This is a genomic window from uncultured Sunxiuqinia sp. (assembly GCF_963974515.1).
In the GTDB taxonomy this organism is placed as follows: Bacteria; Bacteroidota; Bacteroidia; order Bacteroidales; family Prolixibacteraceae; genus Sunxiuqinia.
On sequence record NZ_CAXBDD010000001.1, the window covers coordinates 85,838 to 109,950 of the forward strand.

21 protein-coding genes and 1 tRNA gene are annotated in these 24,113 nt (G+C 44.6%); 7 read left to right on the forward strand and 15 right to left on the reverse strand.

Features of this window, described 5'->3' with window-relative positions:
• Positions 1–31: 31 nt before the first annotated feature.
• Positions 32–634, reverse strand: a complete 603-nt coding sequence (locus AAC033_RS00375) for a hypothetical protein (protein WP_339734170.1) — start codon at positions 632–634, stop codon at positions 32–34.
• A gap of 163 nt (positions 635–797) precedes the next feature.
• Between AAC033_RS00375 and AAC033_RS00380 the strand changes: the two genes are divergently transcribed.
• The 3 genes from AAC033_RS00380 (at position 798) to AAC033_RS00390 (ending at position 2,024) form a co-directional block, all read left to right on the forward strand.
• A complete protein-coding gene (locus AAC033_RS00380; protein ID WP_339734172.1) occupies positions 798–1,370 on the forward strand; it encodes an RNA polymerase sigma factor in 573 nt (190 codons plus the stop codon).
• 70 nt (positions 1,371–1,440) lie between these two features.
• The gene (locus AAC033_RS00385) at positions 1,441–1,848 is read left to right on the forward strand and encodes a hypothetical protein (RefSeq protein ID WP_339734175.1); all 408 of its coding nucleotides are present in this window, start codon (positions 1,441–1,443) and stop codon (positions 1,846–1,848) included.
• Positions 1,849–1,948: 100 nt separating this feature from the next.
• Positions 1,949–2,024 (forward strand) — tRNA-His (locus AAC033_RS00390).
• A gap of 160 nt (positions 2,025–2,184) precedes the next feature.
• Here AAC033_RS00390 and AAC033_RS00395 read toward each other — a convergent pair.
• From AAC033_RS00395 to AAC033_RS00405, 3 genes are read right to left on the reverse strand one after another with little or no spacing between them, the layout of a single operon-like run.
• Positions 2,185–2,997 (reverse strand): TPM domain-containing protein, encoded by an 813-nt coding sequence (locus AAC033_RS00395; protein WP_339734177.1) that lies wholly within the window; start codon positions 2,995–2,997, stop codon positions 2,185–2,187.
• Positions 2,998–3,003: 6 nt separating this feature from the next.
• Positions 3,004–3,444, reverse strand: coding sequence for a TPM domain-containing protein (locus AAC033_RS00400; RefSeq protein ID WP_339734179.1), 441 nt, complete (start codon positions 3,442–3,444; stop codon positions 3,004–3,006).
• Between the two features lie 12 nt (positions 3,445–3,456).
• Positions 3,457–4,050, reverse strand: coding sequence for a LemA family protein (locus AAC033_RS00405; protein ID WP_339734181.1), 594 nt, complete (start codon positions 4,048–4,050; stop codon positions 3,457–3,459).
• A gap of 130 nt (positions 4,051–4,180) precedes the next feature.
• Between AAC033_RS00405 and AAC033_RS00410 the strand changes: the two genes are divergently transcribed.
• Positions 4,181–6,181 (forward strand): urocanate hydratase, encoded by a 2,001-nt coding sequence (locus AAC033_RS00410; RefSeq protein WP_339734183.1) that lies wholly within the window; start codon positions 4,181–4,183, stop codon positions 6,179–6,181.
• On the opposite strand, the gene AAC033_RS00415 is transcribed toward AAC033_RS00410, so the two are convergent.
• The 6 genes from AAC033_RS00415 to porU all read right to left on the reverse strand — a co-directional run bounded on the left by AAC033_RS00415 (position 6,178) and on the right by porU (position 14,587).
• The gene (locus AAC033_RS00415) at positions 6,178–8,352 is read right to left on the reverse strand and encodes an ATP-binding protein (RefSeq protein WP_339734185.1); all 2,175 of its coding nucleotides are present in this window, start codon (positions 8,350–8,352) and stop codon (positions 6,178–6,180) included. The two genes, AAC033_RS00410 and AAC033_RS00415, sit on opposite strands and share 4 nt — an antisense overlap.
• Positions 8,353–8,411: 59 nt before the next feature.
• Positions 8,412–8,744: a thioredoxin family protein gene (locus AAC033_RS00420; protein WP_339734187.1), complete on the reverse strand. Its 333-nt coding sequence runs from the start codon at positions 8,742–8,744 to the stop codon at positions 8,412–8,414.
• A 2-nt stretch (positions 8,745–8,746) separates the two neighbouring features.
• Positions 8,747–9,109, reverse strand: coding sequence for a CoA-binding protein (locus tag AAC033_RS00425; protein WP_339734189.1), 363 nt, complete (start codon positions 9,107–9,109; stop codon positions 8,747–8,749).
• A complete protein-coding gene (ispF, locus tag AAC033_RS00430) occupies positions 9,106–9,594 on the reverse strand; it encodes a 2-C-methyl-D-erythritol 2,4-cyclodiphosphate synthase (protein WP_339734191.1) in 489 nt (162 codons plus the stop codon). The genes AAC033_RS00425 and ispF overlap by 4 nt, the downstream gene beginning before the upstream one ends.
• On the reverse strand, positions 9,591–10,757 hold the full coding sequence (gene porV, locus AAC033_RS00435; RefSeq protein ID WP_339734193.1) for a type IX secretion system outer membrane channel protein PorV: 1,167 nt from the start codon (positions 10,755–10,757) through the stop codon (positions 9,591–9,593). Before porV ends, ispF begins: the two co-directional genes overlap by 4 nt.
• Positions 10,758–10,870: 113 nt before the next feature.
• Positions 10,871–14,587, reverse strand: coding sequence for a type IX secretion system sortase PorU (gene porU / locus AAC033_RS00440; protein ID WP_339734195.1), 3,717 nt, complete (start codon positions 14,585–14,587; stop codon positions 10,871–10,873).
• Positions 14,588–14,809: 222 nt separating this feature from the next.
• Between porU and AAC033_RS00445 the strand changes: the two genes are divergently transcribed.
• Positions 14,810–16,261 carry an SUMF1/EgtB/PvdO family nonheme iron enzyme gene (locus AAC033_RS00445; RefSeq protein ID WP_339734197.1) on the forward strand — a complete coding sequence of 484 codons (1,452 nt, stop codon included), beginning with the start codon at positions 14,810–14,812 and terminating at the stop codon, positions 16,259–16,261.
• 69 nt (positions 16,262–16,330) lie between these two features.
• Positions 16,331–17,623 (forward strand): UDP-N-acetylmuramoyl-tripeptide--D-alanyl-D-alanine ligase, encoded by a 1,293-nt coding sequence (murF, locus tag AAC033_RS00450; RefSeq protein ID WP_339734199.1) that lies wholly within the window; start codon positions 16,331–16,333, stop codon positions 17,621–17,623.
• Positions 17,624–17,647: 24 nt separating this feature from the next.
• Here the strand turns inward: murF and trxA are convergent, their stop codons facing one another.
• Positions 17,648–18,016: a thioredoxin gene (trxA, locus tag AAC033_RS00455; protein WP_339734201.1), complete on the reverse strand. Its 369-nt coding sequence runs from the start codon at positions 18,014–18,016 to the stop codon at positions 17,648–17,650.
• Between the two features lie 183 nt (positions 18,017–18,199).
• On the opposite strand from trxA, the gene AAC033_RS00460 reads away from it, so the two are divergent.
• Positions 18,200–19,612 carry an HD domain-containing protein gene (locus AAC033_RS00460; protein ID WP_339734203.1) on the forward strand — a complete coding sequence of 471 codons (1,413 nt, stop codon included), beginning with the start codon at positions 18,200–18,202 and terminating at the stop codon, positions 19,610–19,612.
• A 123-nt stretch (positions 19,613–19,735) separates the two neighbouring features.
• On the opposite strand, the gene AAC033_RS00465 is transcribed toward AAC033_RS00460, so the two are convergent.
• The 4 genes from AAC033_RS00465 to AAC033_RS00480 all read right to left on the reverse strand — a co-directional run bounded on the left by AAC033_RS00465 (position 19,736) and on the right by AAC033_RS00480 (position 24,111).
• On the reverse strand, positions 19,736–20,539 hold the full coding sequence (locus AAC033_RS00465) for an alpha/beta hydrolase (RefSeq protein WP_339734205.1): 804 nt from the start codon (positions 20,537–20,539) through the stop codon (positions 19,736–19,738).
• Positions 20,540–20,612: 73 nt separating this feature from the next.
• Positions 20,613–20,981 carry a hypothetical protein gene (locus tag AAC033_RS00470; protein WP_339734307.1) on the reverse strand — a complete coding sequence of 123 codons (369 nt, stop codon included), beginning with the start codon at positions 20,979–20,981 and terminating at the stop codon, positions 20,613–20,615.
• Between the two features lie 144 nt (positions 20,982–21,125).
• Positions 21,126–22,571: a hypothetical protein gene (locus AAC033_RS00475; RefSeq protein ID WP_339734207.1), complete on the reverse strand. Its 1,446-nt coding sequence runs from the start codon at positions 22,569–22,571 to the stop codon at positions 21,126–21,128.
• A 97-nt stretch (positions 22,572–22,668) separates the two neighbouring features.
• Entirely contained in the window at positions 22,669–24,111 is a 1,443-nt protein-coding gene (locus AAC033_RS00480; RefSeq protein ID WP_339734209.1) for a sodium:solute symporter, read from the reverse strand.
• Between the last annotated feature and the right edge of the window lie 2 nt (positions 24,112–24,113).

The window sequence follows — 24,113 nt, forward strand, 5'->3', positions numbered from 1 at the left end:
ATTTATTGAATTATGCCTAATAAACCAGGCACTATCTCTTTGATGCCAGACTGTATTTGGCAATCACTTCGTTCAATTCGGTATTAATAGCCAGGGATTTTTCCCGGGCAGCTTTTGCTTTATCCAAAGCTGTCAGCAAATCATTGCTGGCAACCAAAGTTTCCACTTCCGCTACAGACGTTTCGATCAGGCTATTCTCGCTTCTAATGGCTTCCTGAGCAGCTACTCCTTCTTTTCCTTTTGGTGCTTGTGCTAGCAGTTCGGCGTTCTGTGCAAGAATTGAAGCTACTTCGGCTTGCACCGTTTCAATTTCCAGTTTAACTTCCTGCTTTCTTGATTCCGCTTTTTCTTGCGTTGCCGCAGCCATCCCGGTAATTTCTACCAATTGGTTTTTTTCGGTTCCGTAGCTGGCAAAAAGCTTACCCTTTTTAACTTCAACATGCTCCGTCACCGCACGCATCGAATCTTGGAGTGCCACGAAATCGGCCGGCACATAAACATCAGCGCCAATAGCTTTGGCTTGCTCAATCGCAGCGTTAGCTGCTTCCAATTCTGATTGTGGAACTTTTCCACAACCTGAAAATAAGACAGCCAAACTCACAGCTGTCAAGACCAAGGTGATTTTTGTTTTCATTTTTAATTCACAATTTTTATATTTCAGTTTCAATTCCAATCCCATTCATTACTTTAGTTTCCGTTTTTCATGGTCGAGATTTACATTTAGACGAGGAAACAGGACAAAGTAACGCAAAGGCAGAAAAATGTCAGAAAATTACAGTTAGCTAAAAGAACCAACAATGTGGGAAGCAAATGTTAAACAATTGAAAGACGAAGAGATTATCGGCCTGATTCTAACGGAAGGCAAAAGCCAGCTATTTCAAGAACTATACAACCGTTACCACCGCAAGGTGTTCGAAAAATGCTACAGCTTCATCAAGGATCGAAATCAAGCCAATGATTTTGCCAACGACATTTTATCCAAAGCGTATGAAAAACTTCCGGGTTTTAAGGGCAACGCATCGTTTTCATCCTGGCTTTACGCCATCGCTTATAATTATTGTATCGATTATCTGAGGCTGAAAAAGAAAATGCATTACCCAAATTGGAACAATCAGAATGAATTGCCCGACATCATTGATGAGTCGGAGACCGACCTGCAGGAAATGACCTATGAAAACCTGATGAAAATACTGGAAATGATTCACCCCGAAGAAAAAGCATTGCTGCTGATGAAATATATGGATGGCTTGTCTGGAAAGCAAATTGCCCAGACGTTGCGAATCAGCGAAGATGCAGTAAAAATGCGACTTAAACGAGCACGAACACGGGTTATTTATCTTTACAACGATCTATATCAAAAAGAAGTATAAGCAACAAACGTCACTATTCGTAAAATTTTCGTCATAAGATCACGAATAGGTCGTCAAACCCATTAAAAATATGGACGCAAAAAATTTTCTTTCCAAAATATTAGCCGGAACAAAAGTGTCGGGCACTCCGAAAGCGGTAAAGCAAGCTTTTGCCAAAACATTTAACCGCCCGCTTAACACCGAATGGAATCAGATCGGAGACGAGTGGGAAGCTATTTTCTATGTCGATGAGATGGAAAATATTGCACGGTTTCAATCTTCGGGCGAACTGCTAAGCCTAAAAACAAATCTGCCCCTGACACAGGCTCCCGACGACATCAAAAAGGCGATCCAAAATGTTGGAGAACTGATGAATGTGATCGTCATCAAGAGGAAGCAAACGCTGATGTACCAACTCATTGTTCGCAATGAAAAGCTTGAACGTTTTTTTATGCTGTTAAATTCGGAGGGAGAAGTTCTTGAAAAAGAAAAGCTTTGAATTTTTAGTCAAAAAAATTCACCTTAACTTCGACAAATGCTTGGATTGATCTGAAATAAAATATTATATTTGCACCCGCTTGCAAGTAGCAATGCAACATGGTGGTTGTAGCTCAGTTGGTTAGAGCACTGGATTGTGGTTCCAGGGGTCGTGGGTTCAAATCCCATCTTCCACCCGAGAAGATTAAAAGCTTCGTCAGAAATGATGGAGCTTTTTTTATAGGCGAAACTCTGATCTCTTGTCTTTTTCTGAAATAGCTTGAGCGTAAAAAATCCGGTCCTCTTCCAAAAAAAGACCGGATCCTTTCTCTTTGATCGTATAATTTGATTGGTGCTGCTACCAGCTCCCACCGGCACCACCTCCGCCAAAGCTTCCGCCGCCAAATCCGCCGAAACCTCCTCCGCCACCGAAGCTTCCGCCTCCGCTGGAAAAATTACCAAACGAGCCACCGTGACTGCGCCCCGAGCCCATCATGCCGCCCATCAGCAACCAGAAAGGCAAGCTGCTTCCACGTCCTCTCCCTCCAGCATTGTAATACCGACTTCGTCCGCGCAAAATTGGGATGATCACAAAAAAGAGCAGGAAGAAAAGGAGGATAAAAGGAAAACCACCTTTGCCGCCGCTGGCTTTTTCGTGGTACTCCTGGGCCGAAAATTCGCCCCGGGCCAGCGACATAATCACCTGGGTTCCGTTGTACAATCCACCAAAGGTATCACCTTCCTTAAAGCGCGGAATCATTTCGTAATCCACAATGTCGCGATTAGCAATGGCATCCGGAATCACAGCTTCGAGACCATAACCAACGGCCACAAAAACCTGCCCACGCTCATTGCCAACTTTTGGTTTGAACAGCACCACCACCCCATTGTCTTTATCTCCTTGTCCAATTCCCCACTCCTCACCTATTCGAAAAGCAAAATCAGAAGCGTCGTAACCGTTCAGGCTGGGCACCGTAACGATCGCGATTTGGTTGGATGTTTCGCGGGCAAACTGCGCCAGCTCCATCTCCATGCGCTGCTCTTCAGTGTCAGAAAGCACATCGGCCAGGTCGTTCACCAATTGCGGCGGATTGGGCCGTTCGGGAATATCCTGGGCAAAGGAGGAAGATGAAATTAATAGAATCAGTAAAAATGAAAGTTTTTTGAACATGCTGTTTTATTTTTTTCCGAATGAAATTTCGTCGGATAATTCGTTGACATCGTCGGTTTGGTAGGGAAAGTGGGCCTTCAGCTGTTCGCCGGCCATTCGAATACCTTCGGACAAACCATCGGCAAACCGCCCTCCCTTGAACTTCGAAAGCATGTGCGCCTTGATGTTTTCCCAAAAATCGGCAGGAACTTTGGCATTGATTCCGGCATCGCCCAAAATGGCAAATTTATGGTCATCAACCGCCAGGTAAAACAACACCCCGTTGCGCAGCTCCGTTTTATGCATCGCCAGGGTTTCAAACCAATGAGCGGCGCGGTCCAACACATCTTCCGGACATTTTCCTTCGACATGCACCCGCACCTCGCCCGAGGTATTCAGCTCGGCTGTTTTCACCGCATCGGTTATTTGTTTCTTCTCGTCGTCTGTAAAAAAGTTTTGTACTGACATGGTTCTCCTTTTTTAGTCGAAACTTACTTCCGGCGCCCGTTCTGCCCCTTGATCAGCTTCAAAATAAGCTTTCTTGTCAAAGCCAAACAAGTTGGCGTAAATGTTTTTGGGGAAGGTACGAATGTAGGTATTAAATGACTGCGCACTTTCATTAAACTTCCGACGCTCTACCGTTATCCGATTCTCCGTACCCTCAAGCTGTGCCTGCAAATCCAGGAAACTCTGGTTAGCTTTGAGGTCGGGATAACGCTCCACCACAACCATCAGTCTGCTCAGCGCTGAGCTCAGCCCGGCTTGTGCCTGCTGAAACTGCTGCAGCGACTCTTCATTCAGATTCTCCGGGTTCACATTCACCGAAGTAGCTTTCGAGCGCGCTTCAATGACACCCTCAAGCGTTTCGCGCTCATGCGAGGCATAACCTTTAACCGTATTCACCAGGTTAGGAATCAAATCGGCCCGACGCTGGTAAACATTCTCCACCTGAGCCCAACTGGCATCCACCGCCTCGTCGCGCGAAACCATTGTATTGTAGGTTCCCTTTACCGAGGAGTACATAATGAGTATAACTACTGCTACAACAGCTAAAATAATCCAGGTCTTTTTCATTGTTATCTTCTTTTTTTAATGTTTTGCAAATGTTATAAAACCGAACGAAAATCACTGTTTCTTTTCGGGGAATGTCGCAATTTTGTCGTTAGGCCTATGATCTCAAAAGGTGAACCAAAAATTCAGGGATATGACAAAAGAAGAATTTCAGGAACTAATAAGAGCAGGCATTCCCCAACAACTTCCACCCATAAAAGCCTATCAGCCGGAGATTAACCACGCTCCAAAGCGCAAAGACATCCTCTCGACTCCCGAAAAAATTCAAGCTGTAAGAAATGCCCTGCGTTATTTTCCTCCGCATCAACATGCCATTTTGGCACCGGAGTTTGGCGATGAGCTGAACACTTATGGCCGGATTTACATGTACCGGCTGCGTCCTGACTACGAAATGAAGGCTCGGCCCATTGCCGATTACCCGGCCCAATCAATACAGGCAGCAAGTATCATGCTGATGATCCAGAATAACCTCGACCATGCTGTGGCCCAGCATCCGCACGAATTAATTACTTACGGCGGCAATGGTTCGGTTTTTCAAAACTGGGCACAATACCGGCTGTGCATGAAGTATCTTTCGGAGATCACTGACGAGCAGACCTTGGTACTTTACTCAGGCCACCCGATGGGCCTGTTCCCTTCGCATCCGGAGGCTCCACGGGTCGTGATAACCAACGGGATGGTAATCCCCAATTATTCCAGCCGTGATGATTACGAAAAAATGAACGCCATGGGCGTCACCCAGTACGGACAAATGACTGCCGGCTCGTTCATGTACATCGGCCCACAGGGCATTGTGCACGGCACAACCATTACCTTGATGAACGCCGCACGCTTGCGGGGAGCCGCAGCCATGGCGGGAACAGTGTTTGTCTCTTCCGGACTGGGAGGTATGTCGGGCGCTCAACCAAAAGCCGCCAAAATTGCCGGCATGATTGGTGTGGTAGCAGAAGTAAATCCGAAAGCCACTCAAACCAGGTACGAGCAAGGCTGGGTGGATGAAGTCTACGCTGATTTGGAAGTATTAATCCGGCGGATAAACAATGCGCGGCAAAACAAGGAAGCCATTTCACTAGCCTACCAGGGAAACATTGTTGACTTGTGGGAAAAACTGGCCCAGGAAAAAATTCCGGTCGATTTGGGATCTGACCAAACTTCGTTACACAACCCATTTGGCGGAGGCTATTATCCTGTTGGGTTGAGTTTTGACGAGTCCACCCGCATGCTGGCCGAAGAGCCGGAACGCTTCAGAAATGAAGTATATAAAAGCTTACGTCGTCACGTCGCGGCCATAAATCAAATGACAGCCAATGGATTGTATTTCTGGGACTATGGCAATGCTTTTCTGCTGGAAGCCAGCCGGGCCGGGGCCGATATGTACAGCAAAGATGGTGAATTTCGCTATCCGTCGTATGTGCAAGACATCATGGGCCCGCTGTTTTTTGATTATGGTTTTGGACCGTTCCGGTGGGTTTGCACCTCCTGTAAGCCGTCAGATCTGGAAAAAACGGACGCGATTGCCGCATCCGTTCTAAAAGAAATTTACAGTCACTCGCCTGCCGAAATTCAGCCGCAAATGCAGGATAATATCCATTGGATTGAGGAAGCCGGAAAAAATCAATTGGTGGTCGGTTCACAGGCGCGGATTCTTTATGCCGATGCCGAAGGACGAATTAAAATTGCACTGGCATTTAACGAAGCTATCAGGAATGGCCACATTGCAGAACCGATTGTACTGGGCCGTGATCACCACGATGTGTCGGGCACCGATTCGCCTTACCGCGAAACCTCAAACATTTACGATGGCTCGTCGCTGACTGCCGATATGGCCATTCAAAATGTGATTGGTGATTCCTTCCGGGGTGCCAGTTGGGTTTCCATCCACAATGGCGGCGGCGTGGGCTGGGGCGAATCGATTAACGGGGGATTTGGATTGACTATTGACGGCTCGGAAGAAGCTGACCGGCGTATCAAACTTATGTTGCACTGGGATGTGAACAATGGCATTGCCCGCAGAAACTGGGCCGGAAACCCGTCGGCAAACTTTGCCATCAAACGGGCTATGGAAAGCGATCCGCAACTCAAAGTAACACTGCCAGAATCCACCTCAGATAAACTACTGGAAGATTTGTTTTAGACTTTTTGAGGGCGGTATTTATTCAGGGTAAACGAAAAGGTGCTGCCTTGTCCGGGTTTGGAATCAACACAGATGGTTCCGCCATTCATTTCAACAAACTCACGACATAAAATCAGACCAAGGCCTGAGCCCTTTTCATTATCGGTTCCATAGGTCGACAAGTGATCGTTCTCGTCAAAAAGCCGGGACAGGTCTTTTTCATCGATTCCTACGCCAGTGTCTTTCACGCTCACTTCATACTTATTGTCGTCAACTTCCCTCACCTTAAGCCTCACTTTCCCATTTTCGGGTGTGAATTTGATGGCATTGGAAAGCAGGTTTCGAATAATCAGATCAACCATATTGTGATCGGCATAAACCAAAACATCAGGCGCAATGTTCGTCTTCAATTTAATGTTCTTACGTTCGGCCAGTCGCGTATGTAAAATAATATTATTTTTTACAACCAAATTTAACTTGAGTTTATCAGGCTTAAACTGGATACTGTTTTTCTGCGTTTTTGCCCATAACAAAAGGTTGTCAAGCAAGAAATAGGTGTTCTCAGCCTCGTCGCGCAATTCAGTTAAAATTTGATTCCGAAGCTCTTCGGTAAACATTTCAGGAAATTCAGCCAACTGGCTAACCACATCTTTAAATGCACCAATCGGGTTACGCAGGTCGTGCCCGATGATTGACAGGAACTTGTCCTTGGTTTGATTGACCCGAATCAACTCCTCATGCTGCTCAAGGATTTGCTTATTTTTTTTGTGCAACAGGTCATTTGCCTTTTTGCGGGCTTTGTTGTAACTCAGCGAGAGCGCAACGACAACCACCAATAAAGCGATGGTAATAATCATAGTTCGCGACTGATTTTTTTGCTTCACGAGTTGCAAGTCTTTAATTTCATTGTTCTTCTGAAGAAGTCCAATTTCATTTTCTTTTTCTGAAATGTCCATCTCGGCACGATGAAGCGCAAGCTGATGCAATTGCTTTTCCTCATATAGCGAATCAGTGATTTCGACATATTTTTTATAGTTTGCGAGCGATTCTTGGTAGTTCCTGCTTTTCTCAAGAATTTCAGACTTCAACAAATAGCCTTTTATGGTCAACTCCTTCAACTCAATGGTAGTCGACTGATCCAGACATTCATCAACAAGCTGGGTGGCAAGGTGCAGCTTCCCTTCATTCAAATTGACCTGAGCCAGAATCAAATTGGCGTTTATTTCTCCTTCCTGCATGTTCGTTTGTTCAAACACTTCCAAAGCCTGCTGAGCATATTGACGAGCCAGTTTATCATTCCCTATTTTCATGTACGTTTCCGCAAGGCCAACCCAGCCAATGGCCAGATAAAAATCACTTACTTGATGCTTTTCAGCCAAGCCAAAAATCTGGTTAAAATACTGAAGAGCCATTTCGTACTGCTCCTTATCCTTATAGATTTCGCCAATATTATTCAACACGACTACTTTTCCCAAAATATCACCATTCAGTTCGTACGCCTGAAGCGTTTTCCGGTAATACTCCAATGCGAGATCATAATCGTTCCATGAATGATAATTAACAGCAATATTATTCATGATCCGCGAAGCAATGATACTATTACCCGAAGCTTCGAAGTATCGTAAGGCATCGGTCATATACCGCAGTCCACCGGCCCGGTCGCCTTTGTTAGTCAAGATTGATCCAATATTGAGTTTAGCCCGAGCGTCCCAGTCTGCCAATCCGGCATTCGTGGCTTCTCTCCGCGTTTCTTCGAGCAACTCCAGTGCCTTGTCGTAATTCCCGGTATTCATATGGTAAGCGGCCAGTGCACTCAACCCAATACTAATGTACCTGGCATTGTTGAGTTGGCGGGCCTGAGCGAGTCCTTGTACGACATACTTTTCACCTTGAGCAAACTCTCCGGTTGAAATCAGACCGGTTCCGATGAGTAAATTGGCATGACAAATCCGATCTGACCATTCGGTCGCAGCCACCAGTTTCATGGCTCGTTCTGCATATTCAATGGTTTTGACTGGCGTAACATAGAGGTAATTCTCTGATAAATCCAGATAAGCATCTATCAATTTCACCCCTTCCAAGCCTGGCAAAAGAGCCAATAGACTATCGATTTCAGAAGTTTTGTTTTGACCATGAGCCGACACCATGGAAAAAAGCGCGAGGACTAAAATAGTTATTACTAATCGTCTCAATGCAAAGGCTTTAAAATGACAAGTAAAAGTAAGCTTATTTATTTGTTTGCCAAACGAATTTACGAGAACATCATTTGATACGGCCGATCAATTGCATTTCGAAGTTCATCCATACCAAAATTCCTGCTTTTTCGAATGTACTCGCGTCCGTCAAAAATGACCTGGATTGTTGGCACCGTAAAGATTCGGTTTTGAGCGGCAATTTCGGGTGACTGATTGAGATTGATATAAATCAGTTTGATTTTTGGGAAGCTTTCAGTTAACATCTCCCCCACCTTGGGTTTCAAAACCTTGCAAACGTTGCATTCATCGGTTGAAAAATAAATCAACATGGCGGGCTCAGTGACCACCAATTCATTGTATTCGTGCAATGTATGAATGGTTGTATACATATTTAATAAGCGCCTATGCCCAACAGTACGAGTGTGCAAGCTTCCTCGGTTTCAATACCACTGGCTTTCAACCGGTCGGCAAAAGCTTTATTTTCCGTTCCTGGATTAAAAATTACCCGGCGGGGTTTGATCTTTTCCACATAATCGTAGAAATCGGATTGGTTTTGTGGCCCGACATATAAAGTGACTGTGTCGATCCCTGAATAACTTTTCTTCTCCGTATCAAACGCTACATCTTCCACTCGGCCCGTTCGGAGAGCAATGGCAACCACCTGATGACCATATTTACGCAACGCTTTTATGGCTTTGTTTGAGTACCGCTCCGGCTTTTCGCTGGCGCCGATGACCAATGTCTTTTTACTCATGATTCCTTCTTCATTAATAACACAACGGCATGTGCCGATATGCCCTCTTCACGCCCCTCAAAACCAAGCTCTTCCGTAGTGGTCGCTTTAATCGAAATGGCATCAACATGCGCTTGAAGTACTTCTGTCAATTTCTCTTCCATCAACGGAATGTGATCTTTCAGCTTTGGTTTTTGCGCGGCAACTGTTATGTCAGCATTTCCTAAAGTGTACCCTTTGGCTTCTATTAGCTCATTCACTTTCAACAATAGAATTTTGCTGTCGATATTCTTAAAATCAGCCGAATTATCGGGGAAATGGTAGCCAATATCCCGAAGTTTCAGTGCTCCCAACATTGCATCGCACAACGCATGAATGAGTACATCACCATCGGAATGCGCCACTGTTCCCTTATCATGCTGAATGAGAACTCCGCCCAGCCAAAGGCTCTCGCCCACTGCTAAACGGTGTACATCGTATCCGTATCCAATTCGAAATGGCATCATCTCCGCTGACTACTAAACGATTCGAAATCGAAGGAGAGTGAAAACCGCAGGGTGTTTTCTAAAGGATGATTGCGCTGGGTTGGGATCAGGTACGAAAAGTCCAACGCAAAAACATTCAACTTTAAACCGGCACCCGCTGTAATGAATTTCCGGTTACCTTTATTTTCGTGCTCGTGAAAATAACCCGCACGTAAAGCAAATTGCTCATTATACCAATATTCAGCGCCAAACGACAAGGTAATTTCCTGCAATTCTTCCTTCATGCCCCCTGGAGCATCGCCAAAGGAGCTAAACATACCGGCAATCACCGACTTATCATCACTAAAGCCGCCACCAACGATGTCTACGCTATCTGAATTTGGTGTTGGAACCAGTAGCTTGTTGATATCAAAATAAAATCCAATGGTATTGTACTGATCCATTTCGGTTTCGTAACCAACCCCCAATTTCAGATTGGTAGGAATAAAATCCTTGGTTTCGCCATCGGTGTATGAAATTTTGGCTCCAATATTCTGAATATTGATCCCCGCAGAGAAAGTCGATTCTTTCCGATTAACCCGCATTTCGTTCTGATAATAAAAAGCAATATCGGCAGCAAAGGATTGCCCGGCAGTTGACGGCACTCCGTTAACTAATTGCCCTCCCGTCAAGTCGGAACGAATGTATCGCATGGCGACAGAGCCTGAAAATTCTTCAGACAACAGGCGGGTATAGCCGACATCAAAGGCAAATTCGTTTGGACTCTGTTGTCCCTGGAAATCGCCAAACTCACTCATGAACGAGATATCGCCCAGAGAAAAGTAACGTAACGAAGCACTCACAGTTTGCAGGTCGTCCAGTCGTTTGTAACCAACCAGGTAGGCCAGATTAATATCGTCGACCAGGTTGCGCAACCACGGTGTATAGGAGAGCCCAATCCCCATTTCGCTTCCAATAAAAGCATATTTGGCCGGGTTCCAGTGCTGTGAGTTCATATCGGGCGAAGAAGCAACACCAGCGTCGCCCATGGCTCCTGCACGCGAGTCAGGTGCAATCGTTAAGAATGGCACCCCCGTTAAAATTGTGTTAGCTCCAGTTGTTGAAGATGTAGCTTGTGCAAACGCTTTGTTTGAGATAAAACCAAGGCCAATTAAAACTACAAGAACTGCAAATCGTCTTTTCATTATAACTGTTTCAAAAAATTAAATTGCAAATATAGATATTGTTACAGAGTTCCCAAGCTGGAATACAAAATTGAAAACGCATAAAGAATTGAAAAAGTATGTTTTCAAAGATACTAATAGCGTGAAATAATTATTTTCCCTGTTTTACTGGCTGAATATCCATCCTCAGCCGTAATGGTCACCCGATACAAATAAGCACCATCGCGTATTAGCATCTGGCTTTCATTGATTTGCCATACCAAAGGTAAACTTCTGGTTCCATTCGAGCCCAAACGCTGGCTTAAAATATCGACCAAACTTCCGGAGAAATTAAAAATTTCCAGCTGGGTGTCGAATGAAACACCCGGCCGGTTGTGAGAAAAAACAATGTTGGTGAAGTCACGAGCCGGATTAGGATACGCTTCAACTTCAATAATCTCGAGGCTTGCATCAACAACAAAACGAATCTCAACTTCCGTCGAGTTATTTAACACATCCCACACCTTGAATTTCAGCGTATGTTCGCCAACACTCAAATTGTTGAGCGGAAAGATAACCTGCCCTTTTTTATAGCTATCCTTTTCACTCAGGTAATAGTCATTCAGAATAAAAACATTGGCGTAATCGTTATCCAATACGGCCGTGATGTCGTGTCCAATTCCCACCCCGATGGTGTTGATTCCATTTTCATCTTCGATATCAGCAATTAGCACCGCGTTTTTTCCGACCTCATCACCTGAACGGAAGTCCTGATCATTTAAGAACAAATCAACCAGTGGACCTTCGGTGTCGTTGATCGAACCATTGGCCGCGCCGCCAATCTTGAAGTTCTCAAAAACGCCATGCGCATCGGTGGTTCCATTGTTGGCATAATAGCTGATTTTACCCTCGCCAACCGCATAGGAAATATCTTTCGGCACAATAAACGAGAACTCAAATCGCCCGTTCGTGACTGTTGTCACGCCTTTATGGATAATGTGATCCTGCATTTCAAAACTAAACGGTGCCTGTTCTCCATTACCTAAGGTTTCCAAACCATACTTTTTATCGTAGACTACAGAAATTAGTTCACCATTAAAACTTTCCAGCAGACTTCCAGCATGATCGGCAATTCTTCCGGCAACGGTAACAATTGCTAAGGCTCCAATCGTGTCCGTCACCTCCACAACGGGCTCGCCATTAATGGTTTCCGTTTCGACCCGGTATTTCGGGAAAGCCAAGCTCAAAGCAGGATCAGCCAGCAAAGTGAAATTTCGCTTATTAATACCTGTGCTGATCCCGTTTTTTGAACGCTTCAACACATCGCCCATTCTTAATTTATTTCCGTTTACGTCCTGGCTAAACACGTGCTCATAAAATTCTTTGTTCAGAATGAAATTTGGAGTTGAGTAAACAACTCGCGTCGTACTGAAAAGCCCGATTCCACCGCCATTGGGATTAAACAGAATGTGCTCCCCGCCCGATTTTTCATCCGCATCGAAGCGGCTGATTTCGCAAGTTGCGGTTACAAAAATGGGCAGCTTGTCGTAATTCGACCAGTTGTCAATTTCATTGGTTCCCAGCACTTTTTCATGGGCCAGCGCTGTTTCGTTCGCATGCCCGGTGTAATTTAGAATCAGAACACCTTCTTTTACCCGATTATTAATTGCTTCGGTCACCTCGGGATAGCGATCACCACTGGTTGTTGATTTTTCTTCGTAGGCATCGAAGTAAATTTTATCGGTATAAAAAGCCGGATTTGTTTCATTTACAGTCGTTGCCAAATTCTCGGCCTGACTCATGTGTGTATTGGCATCTTCATCATCGCCAATGAAAGTGATCACATTTCGCCATTCGCCAAGCGAATTTGCACTGGCGTAACCCTTGATTTTATCAACAGCAATTTTTGCTTCCTCAGTTGTATTTGCAGGAATCCTCCCAATACCCAAATCAATCATACCAGTATATTCTCCTTCGCCATCATCGAGCAGAACAAAAAAATCGTCGGTTACAAACGACGAGGTTGGCAACAGCGAATTGGGCGACTGATAAGTCAAAATGTAGTTGGTGGCCTGCCCGCCAATGTTTTTATTGTCATAACTTCCATCTCCAAACAGCAACACGTATTTCAGCGAAGAATTGGTCTGATCATACAACATTTTCAGGAAATTCCGAATCCCGGCAACATCAGGTGCCCCGCCCGAAAATTCGTTGTAAATTTTTGCTGGTGTCACCACCTCAACGGCAAGTTGATCGTTCTGTTCGTGAAATTGAGCCAGGCTGTTCGCTTCATTTAAAAAGTCGGGATGAACAATGATTACCATGTCTATACCTGAAAGCTGGTGCAGGTTTTGACTGCCGACATCACCCACCCATTCGGGTTCGGGCAAAGCCGCACTGGTTCGAAAAGCAGCAAACTCGCGTAATTTGTCAGTTGCAACTTTAAAACTTGCCTGAATGTTTTCGGTTGAAAATGGAACCGCTTCAGGCGAAGCAAAATTCGTGACATCCCAAATTTTCAGATCAGTTTCGGAAACCGTCAGTTGAAATTCGGTGATATTTCCCGGGCCAACACTTGCCAGATCCCGGAATAACAGTTGGTCATCCACCTCTAACTTTCGCTTGTAATTAACTGTAACAAAATCCAGCCAGGCATAGGAAGTGCTGTTCGAAGCCGCAAATCTCAGCCCCACATCAATCAAATTTCCCGGATTGCCCACTTCGTAGGACTGGCCTTCCAAATCAGCATACAATGCAATAGCATCACCTGTATTGACCGGAGAAAAGTTGATCGACTTAACACCAGAGCCATTGATAGTCACATCGAGCTTTGAATTGCTGCCAGACCTGCCGGCCGCCTCAACAAACACTTTTGCAGATTCGCCATTTGCAGGATTGCTCAGTGCAACCGTGATGATTCTGCTTTGTCCGTTTGAAAATTTTTCGCCAAACCAACGTCGTCCTGAGTGGATTAAATTTTCAAGCTCCATTTCACGAAAAATTCGCTCATCGAAAGTTGCGGTCTGATGAGTAATTTCGCCAGCTTCTTGTTGCGAAAGTCCAATGTTCTTTACACTTCCCTGATCTGACAAAAAATAATAAGCGTGATCCGAATAATCATTCAACTCGTGAGAAAATAAGCCCGTTTCCGGATTTAGCTGCCATTGGACAGTCCCTGTTGAGTAGAAGAAAATACAATCATTGCCTTGTCCATCTTTCGCATGAAGAACTGCATTTTGCTTTAAATCATCAATATAAGACGCATCATTCATTTTAGGCAACATGTAACCTCCGTTGCCGTACAGACCAACAGAAGCCGGATTGGAAAAACCCCAGCTCTGCAGCTGCGCATAGCTTATTTTGTGAACGCCCTCCCCTGAGGTTCTAATTTTGACCCACTTCCCAGCCGATAGCACCGAACTTGATTTCCAGTCTTTCGTTTGAACGGATGAAGATTTTGCTGTTGTTGAAGTGATTTGAATATCGAAAGAAATCAGCCTTTTAAGGTTTTGACCTTCGCGAATCAACGGAACAAATTCAATGATAGCCTGGTATTTTCCTTTAGAGCGAGTGTAGATTGGAACGATCGCTAATTGTTCATGAAGTGTGGAGTAGCTTTTATTCAAGCTTGATGGCAACAGTTCAAAAACCGGATTGATAATTTCAACCCGCTGATTCGAAGCATCCAGCTTGAATGTCTCCTGATAAACCGGCAGCCCTTCGGTGTTAACATAGGCACCTGGAAGCTTTGTAAGAGTCTCCAAAGGGACTCCCTCTGCTGCTTCATGCCAGCTGATATTCCTATTGATATTCTGTGCCCAGACAGAACCCGACAAAAGGACCAAAAGGCCAAAATAAAGGTACTTTTTCATCAAAGCAAACTCCCCGGTATAAATTAGAAATAGAGCAAATTTACATTATTGTAAACAACGGCCAAACGAGGATGGTCTCAAATTTTGGTTAATCGAATTGCAAAATCGCAAAAATACAAAGAGCAATCAACAATTTCTCACTAAAAAGTTATCTCACCCAAACAATAAGAATAGAACAATTTAGTTATATTTGTGCATAATAAAATCAAACTGAGAATACAGATGATGAAATTTAGGGCCTTATTATTTTTAGGTTTGGCTGTCTTAGTGGCAGGCTGCGGGTTGTTGGGGAAAGGTGGAAAAGCTAAGAAAACATCAAGTACAACCGGATGGGAATACAACAACCCAGACAATGGGGGTTTTCAATCTGACGGTGATTACAATCAAGTCACCGGACCTGGATTAACGTTTATTGAGGGTGGAACTTTCACCATGGGACGTGTAGAACAAGATGTCATGTACGATTGGAACAATGTGCCTCGCCGCGTAACCGTCGCATCGTTCTATATGGATGAAACAGAAGTTTCGAACCTGGACTACCGCGAATTTATATTCTGGCTGGAAAGGGTTTACCCGGAAAATCCGGAAAAAACGAATATGGCCCTACCCGACACTTTGGTTTGGCGAAAGGAATTAGGTTACAATGATCCATACATACAAAATTATTTCAGACATCCGGCCTACAGCGATTATCCGGTTGTTGGAGTGAGTTGGTTACAAGCGGATGCCTACTGTAAGTGGAGAACTGATCGCGTCAATGAAAAAATTCTGGTTGACCGTGGCATCTTGCAACACGACAATACTCAAGGAGGACAAAACGTTTACACCACTGACAGTTATCTGGCTGGTCTTTATCAAGGCACAGAAGGTGAAGACCCGATGGAGGATGCCGCGGGTAATGCACGTAAGCTAAAGTGGGAAGATGGTGTACTACTTCCAAACTACCGCCTCCCAACCGAAGCCGAGTGGGAATATGCAGCTTACGGTTTGATCGGAAACGCTGAAGGTGAATTGCTGACCGAAAGAAAACTGTACCCTTGGAATGGGAGTTATCTCAGGGACGATTCGAAAAAGAACCGGGGTGACCTGATGGCAAACTTCGTCCGGGGCCGGGGTGACATGATGGGTATGGCTGGTTCATTGAATGACAATGCGGACATTACCGCACCCGTAAATTCTTACAACCCGAACGATTATGGCCTGTACTGCATGGCTGGAAATGTAAACGAATGGGTTGCTGATGTTTACCGCCCTCTCAACCAACAAGATGTGGAAGAATTTCAACCCTTCCGTGGTAATGTATTTACCCAGTACCGTCGCGATGCCGATGGCAACCTCATACGAAACGAATATGGTGAATTGGTTCAGGACACCATTGCTGACTACCGTAATTTTGAAGATGGCGACTATCGTTCTCAAATCATTGAAGGACCGGACTGGCAAGCAATGCAGGATCAACTGTCCACTGAAGATATGTATTTGAAATCGGAAGAAGCTGGTCAGTTTACCTCGCTGATTTCAGACAATGTACGCGTATATAAAGGTGGATCGTGGAAAGACCGGGCCTATTGGTTAATTCCTGGAACCAGAAGATATTTGGTACAAGATCAGGCAACCAACGACATTGGTTTCCGATGTGCCATGACAAGAGTAGGAAGTCCGCAAGGATTCTAAAAAAGATAGAATTTCACAATTTAAACCTCATCCGGCAGCTGCCGGATGAGGCTTATTTTTGGAAAAAGAATGATTATAGAACAACTCTATCAGCGGTTTCTGGAACACCCAATCGTTTCAACCGATAGCCGAAACATTGTCCCGGGCTGCATCTTCTTCGCTTTGAAAGGACCGAACTTTGATGGCAACCAATATGCAGCAGATGCTCTCAGCAAGGGAGCAGCCTGGTCGGTGGTGGATGATCAAAGTCTTCCAGAAAATGAAAAATTCATCGTTGTTTGCGATGTACTTCAGGCTTTGCAACAACTGGCCTCGTTCCACCGGAAACAGCTAGCCATTCCAGTGTTAGGCATTACCGGGTCGAACGGTAAAACCACCACAAAAGAATTGATCGTTGCCGTACTTCAGCAGAAATATCGGGTAAGTTCGACTCAGGGCAACCTGAACAACCACATTGGGGTTCCGTTGACTTTATTGAAAATGAATGATCACACCGAAATTGGAATCGTTGAAATGGGTGCCAACCATCCGGGCGAGATTGCGGAACTTTGTCAAATTGCTGATCCCGACCTTGGAATAATCACCAACATTGGGAAAGCACACCTCGAAGGTTTTGGTTCATTTGAAGGCGTGGTCCGCACCAAATCCGAATTGTACGATTACCTGCGGGAGAAAAAAGAAGCTTGCTTTATCAATATTGACAATGCGCTCTTAATGAAACAGGCCGAGGGACTGAAAAAAATGACCTACGGCAGTTCAGAGCAGGCACAACTTCGTGGTGAGTTGCAGGATTCAGCCTATTATTTAACCGTCAAGGCACTGTTCCCAAAAGGATGGCTCTACCTGAAATCAAAACTGATTGGCGCATACAATTTTGAAAACCTGCTGGCTGCCGCACGTATCGGCTTGCATTTCGAGGTTGACCCCCTGAAGATCCAAAAAGCCATTGAGCAATACACTCCAACGAATAACCGCTCGCAACTCATCACAAAAGGAAGTAACAAAATCATCATGGATGCCTATAATGCCAACCCCACGAGCATGATGGCAGCCCTGAAAAACTTTGAAGCCATCAATCAACCCAACAAGATCGTTATTTTGGGTGACATGCTTGAATTGGGGAACGATTCAAAGGAGGAACATCAGAAGATTGCAGACTATCTCAGCGAACAAAATTTCGATTCCATCCTCTTGGTCGGCAAGGAATTTTCGGCAGCCCGAACAGGTACAAAAACAAAGAAGTTCGAACACGTCGAACTTCTTACTAACTACCTATATGAATTAAACCCAATGGAAAACAGACTAATCCTGATCAAAGGGTCTCGTGGAATTAAGCTCGAACGAGCTCTTGACCAAATCTAGTTTACCTTCCTTTCAAATGGAAAATTAATGAACTGGTTTTTCAACTTTCAATACTTCCGAAATGGCCTGCTCCAAAGTTGCCTTGGGTAAGGCTCCCTGAGCCATTTGTGGCTGGCTGTCTTTTGGAACAAACAGCAAGGAAGGAATACTCTGAATTCCGAACATGGCCGACAGCTCCCGCTGATCTTCCGTATCCACTTTATAAATCTTGATGGCTTCACCGTATTCCTTTTGAAGTTCTTCCAAAACAGGAGCTACCATCTTACAAGGTCCACACCAATCAGCATAAAAATCAATTAAGCAGGGTGCATCACCTTCATATTTCCAATCTTTATTTTGCTCAAAATTGAAAACTTTCTCTTTAAATGTCTCTTTCGTTAAATGTTCTAACATGATTATCTGTTTTTATTATACAAATATATAAACTTTTAGATATTTCGATATCAAGAATTATTCCGTTTGTTTTTATCTGCCGGAATTCCCCATAAGGTAGAGAAATAATTGTAATTTTGGCACAGTTTTAAACAATTTGTCACACTTATTTCTTGTAATCAAGTTTAAAACCCGTATTTATTCATGAAGAAACACCTGAAACACCCTATATTTTCTATCATTTCGAAAGAAGCTGACCAACTGCAACAACCTTGCTTTGTGATCGGCGGTTTTGTCAGAGATTTGCTTTTGAAGCGAAATTCACCCGATATTGACGTGGTCACTTTAGGCAGCGGAATTGAATTAGCAAAAAGAGTTGCCCGCGAAATTGGCCCGAAAACACCGGTGAGTGTCTTTAAGAACTTTGGTACGGCCATGCTAAAGTACCAGAATCTCGAAGTCGAATTTGTGGGCGCCCGAAAAGAATCGTACCAACACGACTCGAGAAAACCCATTGTGGAGGACGGCACGCTTGAGGATGACCAGAGACGACGCGATTTCACCATCAACGCCTTAGCCATTTGTCTCAACCAAGACCGATTTGGCGAGTTGATTGATCCTTTTGGTGGCATCGAAGACCTGAAGAACAAGATCCTCCGCACCCCGCTCGAACCTGGCATTACCTTTTCGGATGACCCGCTGCGGATGATGCGGGCGATTCGCTTTTCAACCCAGCTAAACTTCACCATTGAAGAGGAAACCCTAAAGTCGATTGCAGCCAATAAAGACCGAATCCGGATTGTCTCGAACGAGCGGATCATCGAAGAACTGAACAAGATTATCCTGGCCGGCAAACCGTCAAAAGGGTTTAAGCTATTGGAAAAAACAGGTTTACTAAAGCTGATTTTCCCGGAACTTGACCAGATGAAAGGCCGGGAAGAAGTGAATGGCATTGGTCACAAGGACAACTTTTACCACACCTTGGAAGTGTTGGACCGCATTGTTCCGAATACGGATAATTTGTGGCTGCGCTGGTCGGCCCTGCTGCACGACATTGCCAAACCCCGCACCAAAAAGTTTGTGCCGGGCATTGGATGGACATTCTATGCCCATAATTTCATGGGCGCCAAAATGATTCCCGGTATTTTTCGGAGGATGAAGCTTCCCATGAACGAAAAAATGAAGTACATCCAGAAGATGGTCTCCTTGCACATGCGCCCAATTGTGCTTTCGGAAGAAGAAGTGACCGATTCGGCCATCCGGCGCTTGCTGTTTGAAGCCGGCGACGATATCGATGATCTGATGACGCTTTGCGAGGCTGACATCACCTCTAAAAATGAAGCGAAAGTCAAACGCTACCTGAAAAATTTCCAACTGGTCCGGCAAAAACTGAAAGACCTGGAAGAACGCGATCATATTCGCAATTTTCAGCCGCCAGTCTCAGGGGAAGAAATTATGGAAGTCTTTAACCTGAAACCATCGCGCGAAGTTGGCGATATCAAAAACGCCATTAAGGAAGCGATTTTGGAAGGTGAAATTCATAACGACCACGACGAAGCCTTTCAGTATATGATGAAAGTAGCGGAGAAAATGGGGCTGAAGCCGACAGCAGAATAAATCCACACAATGCCACATCAGCAAGCTTTCAAATCCGCATTTGCGATAGCCGACTAACGGCCCTGACCTTTAGCCAATTTTTTCTTCCTCTTAAAGTTTGTCAATCCTACACCTTGTCGAATATCATGCTTTTGATGTTCCGAAAAAACGCGTAAACTTTGGCAATAGCACTTTTGCATTGACCAGATGATCTTGTCCGGCAATTATCTCAAAAGCCGCGGCGGGTATTGCCTTTGCTATTTCTTCACCTACAGCGCGAACACTTTCAGGGCTTTTGCTCCCAACAAGTACCAAGGTAGGTATTTTAATTTCTTTGAATCGGTTTAGTGGAGGAAAGTCTTTTGTGAGCTCGATATCATATGCCAGTGTTGGCGCAAGCGTGTGCATTTCCCTCCACCCGGGAAATAATGGCAAAAACAACACAAAGAACTTCGGCATACCGATGCCGCTTAAAAATGTCTTCATGGCACGTTTATTATTTTTCTGCGAAAGTTGCTTCATTACCTCCGCTGCCAATGCTTGGTACTTTGCCCGATCACTTTTTGTATGGACATAGGGAGGGTCATAAACAATTACTTGATCTATTTTTTCATCCAGCCGCAAAGCTGCCTCAAGCGCCAAGACAGCACCTGATGAATGACCATACAAAAGCGCTTTACCTCCGCAAGCGTCTATTAGAACTTCCAGGTCATCAACTTCTTTGGAAATACTGTATGGTGCTGTATCCGAACTATCTCCGCGGCCACGACGATCATAGTTATAAACCGTAAAATGCTTTGATAAGACTTTGACAACTTTCAAGATCGGGGGAAAATTTCGAAAGCAACTTGCCCCTGTTATACAAATTAAAGGTGGACCTGAACCAGTTACATCGTACGCAAGCTTAGTGCCATCTTTGGATGTTACATATTTCATTTTAGCCTCCATATTACTGCCGTTTGGGTTACAAGGCAAATCTCGCCAATAAATTCTTCGCTCTCGCAGTGTAAATGCGACAATCTTAGTGACTAAATGCGACAAGCCGAGTTGTTGCTCTTGCCTGAACGGTAACGAGCACTTGGAAGTTGTTATTGCGGACTTCGAAAGGGCCGAGCGGTCCTGAGGTTGCAACATAAAACGATTCGTACCGAATGCTCCGATCATCGGTCGAATCTTTGTGGACAATGGCATACGCATGGCCTTTTATGGGAGTAGCTGCGAGCAGCTTTTCGAAGACAAAGCGATTTTCAGTTTCGCAAAGACCGATAACTCCGGGCCATTCAAAATCAGCGCTGCTTAAAATGACCTTGCTCAGTTGCTTCAACTTCTTGTAAAACCGGTAGTCGTTCCATCGCCCGTCGCCACCGGGTAAAAAATCATCATTAAGGATTGTTGGATCATCTTATGTGTCGAACAGGTTTTCGACATTAAAAAAGTACCAGCAGTTGATCGTGCGCTTTCGGCTGCCAGAACAGATTGCTTTGTATGAAAACCAGGATTAAAAAGACGGTGCCCAATTTCGTAGGGAGGCCATCTACTTCAAAGCCTTTTCAATGCGCTCATAGGCACCCAAGTCAGGCCCGGAATCGCCAATGCGGCTCTGATTCAGCAAGTCGAATGGAAATTGCTGGCCAATCATCTTCAGGCCGGCATCTTTAGCAGGACTTAAGGTATCCAGTTCGAAATTCATCTTCTCAAACGGATCTTTAAATTGGGGATCTGCACTACGAATAATTCCCGTATAATAATCGGGATCTGAAATATCGAAGGTATCCGACAGTTGCATCAAACAGTGGTTGAAGCTGTAATTAAAAACGGCTTCCTCGGAAATGCCCAGCTCCAGTTCATTCTTAGTCCTGATATTTCCGGTGATGATGCTGTTTGAGAAATTGGCATTCTCCATATCCCCCACATAACTCACACTTCCGCCCGATGCCTGATCGATTATAAGCAGGTTGGAGAGCACCAGCGAAGCCGTCGACCTGGAGCTGCTTGAAAAACCGCCCCAATAGTTGGCGATGGTGGTGTGATAAAAATCATAGTCGCCCCCAACCAACAGCGCAGCGGCATAAAACCCGCAGTTGGCGATCAAGCAGTTATAAGCCTTAATTTTTGATTTCAAAGAGAAAATCCCGGCATAGGCATGGTTATAAATCTTGGTGTTGGATAGTTCAACCGTGGCGTGACCTTCATCTTCGATGTTGCCAACCTGCAAACCGATGTTGGCATTTTTAATTTCAGCGTAGTTGAAAATATTGTTGTGGCTACCCGAGAACAGCAACAAGCCATTCCACTGGTCCGGCACATCTTCGTAAACATCTTCGAGCCGGTCGCCCTGAAAAACAATTGGCTGCCCAAATTCGCCCATGGCTTTAATCCGGCCCCGAACATACATGCCGGCCTTACTGTGAAAGTAAATCCGGGCTCCGGGTTCAATTGTCAGCACTTCGCCACTGTCAACATAGGCATAATTGTACACCAGGTAAGGTTTGTCAGCCGTCCAAGTCGTTGTCTTCAGGCGCGCTTCCTTTATCAGGTGAAAATCTTGTCCCCAGGCCACCAAATCGACATCCTGAAACGAAGCGTTGGTCGAAAATTCAATGGAGTCCTGAACCACCATCGCCATATTATTCCCGGTAGGATCTACGGTAACCTCAACAAAAATGTAGATACTGTCCTTGGGAGGAATTTCCAGATCAAAAACTTCATTTGCAGCGATTCCATTAACGTTTAGCCTGAAATTTGACGCATCGCCTTTAGCCAGACGAACAGACGAGATGAGGACTTTTTGCTCGTAAGGGTTGTAAACTTTCAAATGTTGGGTGGTTGAACCAAAGGCAGTAAATATCGTGTCAAACATCACCGTATCAGCTGAAAAACTGAGCTGCACTTCGTTGGAAGAAACATACTTCTCATCTTCGCATGAAATAACCATCACAATGAGGAGAAGAGCAATAATTATGTGCACTATTTTTTTCACAAGCGGTTTTAGGTTTAACGCCACAAAGCTTCGATATCGTATTTCAAAAGTACAAAATGATTTTTACAAATTTTAACAATTTTAACGATCCGATGGCTCAATTCTTTCCAGAAATCAAAAAAAGACCAATAAGCATTGCTAAACCATTCAATATCAACAACTCAAAGCCAAATTCGTAACCGTTAAATAATTGTTTCGAAAATACGGAGATTATAAATGTGAGCAAGGGCGCTCCCAAAGCGATGAATGGCACCAGCCGATCGCGCACTTTTCTTCGGAATAAAATCGCAAAAACAAAGAGCCCCAAGATGGGTCCGTAGGTATAGCCTGCCGCCTTAAACAGCGCAATCACAACATTCTCGTCATTAATAATATGAAAGACAATAATAACACCAGCCAGCAGCGCCGCAAAACCCAAATGAATCCATTTCCGGTATTTCATTTTCATTGTATTCTTAAGCTCATCCAAACGAAGAAAATCGATGGAAAACGCTGTGGTCATAGAAGTGAGCGCTGAATCGGCACTGGAAAACGAGGCCGCAGTAATACCCAGCAAAAAAGCAATGGCGACCGCTCCTCCTAAATGATTCAGGGCCAACAGCGGATACAAATCATCTCCGGCATCGGCTACTTCAATCCCGGCATGTTGCGCGTACTGGTGCAACATGCCTCCCAAACTCATAAAAAGGATCACCACAAATACAAAAAGAACACTAAACACCAGCATGTTCTTTTGGGCTTCCCCTTTCGACTTGCAGGTCAGGTTCTTTTGCATCAGGTCCTGATCCATTCCATTGATCGCCACGGTCATGAAAATACCCGCAATAAATTGTTTCCAAAAGAAATTCGGAGAACGCCAGTCCCAGAAAAAAACCTGCGACAAATCGCTGTTGTAAACCCGCTGAAAAACCCCAAAAGAATCACTGGTTACAAACACTTTGCTGATGGTGTAAACAGTTAGCAGCACCGCCATGACCAAAAAAGTCGTTTGCAGCGTGTCCGTCCAAACAATCGTTTTAATGCCTGCCCGATACGTGTAAATCCAAATCAGAAAAACGGTGATACACACATTGGCCCAAAAGGGAATACCAAAGGCACTGAAAAACGCATACTGCAAAACAACGGCCACCAAATACAAACGAAAGGCTGCTCCAATCAGTTTCGAAATCAGGAAAAAGAACGAAGCCGTTCGATGACTAAATGTCCCCATTCGCTCCTCTAAAAAAGAATAAATGGAAATCAGCTTCAACCGGTAGTAAAAAGGCAACAACAGAAAAGCAACCAGCCAGTAGCCCACCAAATTGCCAAAAACAAACTGCAAATACGAAAAGGCTGAGTTCCCAACTTCGGCCGGAACCGAAATAAACGTGACTCCCGATAAAGTAGCGCCCAGCATGCCATAAGCCACCAAATACCAGGGTGACGACCGGTTGGCATTAAAAAAGGTGAAGCTGTCGGAATTTCGAGAAGTCAGCCAGGAGACCAACATTAACAAAGCGAAATAACCAACAACAATTCCCAGTGCGAGGAATGAATTCATAC

Excerpts from the sequence above, each read along its gene's own strand:
- AAC033_RS00375 (WP_339734170.1), bottom strand. The coding sequence starts at position 634 with ATGAAAACAAAAATCACCTTGGTCTTGACAGCTGTGAGTTTGGCTGTC.
- AAC033_RS00380 (WP_339734172.1), top strand. The coding sequence starts at position 798 with ATGTGGGAAGCAAATGTTAAACAATTGAAAGACGAAGAGATTATCGGC.
- AAC033_RS00385 (WP_339734175.1), top strand. The coding sequence starts at position 1,441 with ATGGACGCAAAAAATTTTCTTTCCAAAATATTAGCCGGAACAAAAGTG.
- AAC033_RS00395 (WP_339734177.1), bottom strand. The coding sequence starts at position 2,997 with ATGTTCAAAAAACTTTCATTTTTACTGATTCTATTAATTTCATCTTCC.
- AAC033_RS00400 (WP_339734179.1), bottom strand. The coding sequence starts at position 3,444 with ATGTCAGTACAAAACTTTTTTACAGACGACGAGAAGAAACAAATAACC.
- AAC033_RS00405 (WP_339734181.1), bottom strand. The coding sequence starts at position 4,050 with ATGAAAAAGACCTGGATTATTTTAGCTGTTGTAGCAGTAGTTATACTC.
- AAC033_RS00410 (WP_339734183.1), top strand. The coding sequence starts at position 4,181 with ATGACAAAAGAAGAATTTCAGGAACTAATAAGAGCAGGCATTCCCCAA.
- AAC033_RS00420 (WP_339734187.1), bottom strand. The coding sequence starts at position 8,744 with ATGTATACAACCATTCATACATTGCACGAATACAATGAATTGGTGGTC.
- AAC033_RS00425 (WP_339734189.1), bottom strand. The coding sequence starts at position 9,109 with ATGAGTAAAAAGACATTGGTCATCGGCGCCAGCGAAAAGCCGGAGCGG.
- ispF (WP_339734191.1), bottom strand. The coding sequence starts at position 9,594 with ATGATGCCATTTCGAATTGGATACGGATACGATGTACACCGTTTAGCA.
- porV (WP_339734193.1), bottom strand. The coding sequence starts at position 10,757 with ATGAAAAGACGATTTGCAGTTCTTGTAGTTTTAATTGGCCTTGGTTTT.
- porU (WP_339734195.1), bottom strand. The coding sequence starts at position 14,587 with ATGAAAAAGTACCTTTATTTTGGCCTTTTGGTCCTTTTGTCGGGTTCT.
- AAC033_RS00445 (WP_339734197.1), top strand. The coding sequence starts at position 14,810 with ATGATGAAATTTAGGGCCTTATTATTTTTAGGTTTGGCTGTCTTAGTG.
- murF (WP_339734199.1), top strand. The coding sequence starts at position 16,331 with ATGATTATAGAACAACTCTATCAGCGGTTTCTGGAACACCCAATCGTT.
- trxA (WP_339734201.1), bottom strand. The coding sequence starts at position 18,016 with ATGTTAGAACATTTAACGAAAGAGACATTTAAAGAGAAAGTTTTCAAT.
- AAC033_RS00460 (WP_339734203.1), top strand. The coding sequence starts at position 18,200 with ATGAAGAAACACCTGAAACACCCTATATTTTCTATCATTTCGAAAGAA.
- AAC033_RS00465 (WP_339734205.1), bottom strand. The coding sequence starts at position 20,539 with ATGGAGGCTAAAATGAAATATGTAACATCCAAAGATGGCACTAAGCTT.
- AAC033_RS00480 (WP_339734209.1), bottom strand. The coding sequence starts at position 24,111 with ATGAATTCATTCCTCGCACTGGGAATTGTTGTTGGTTATTTCGCTTTG.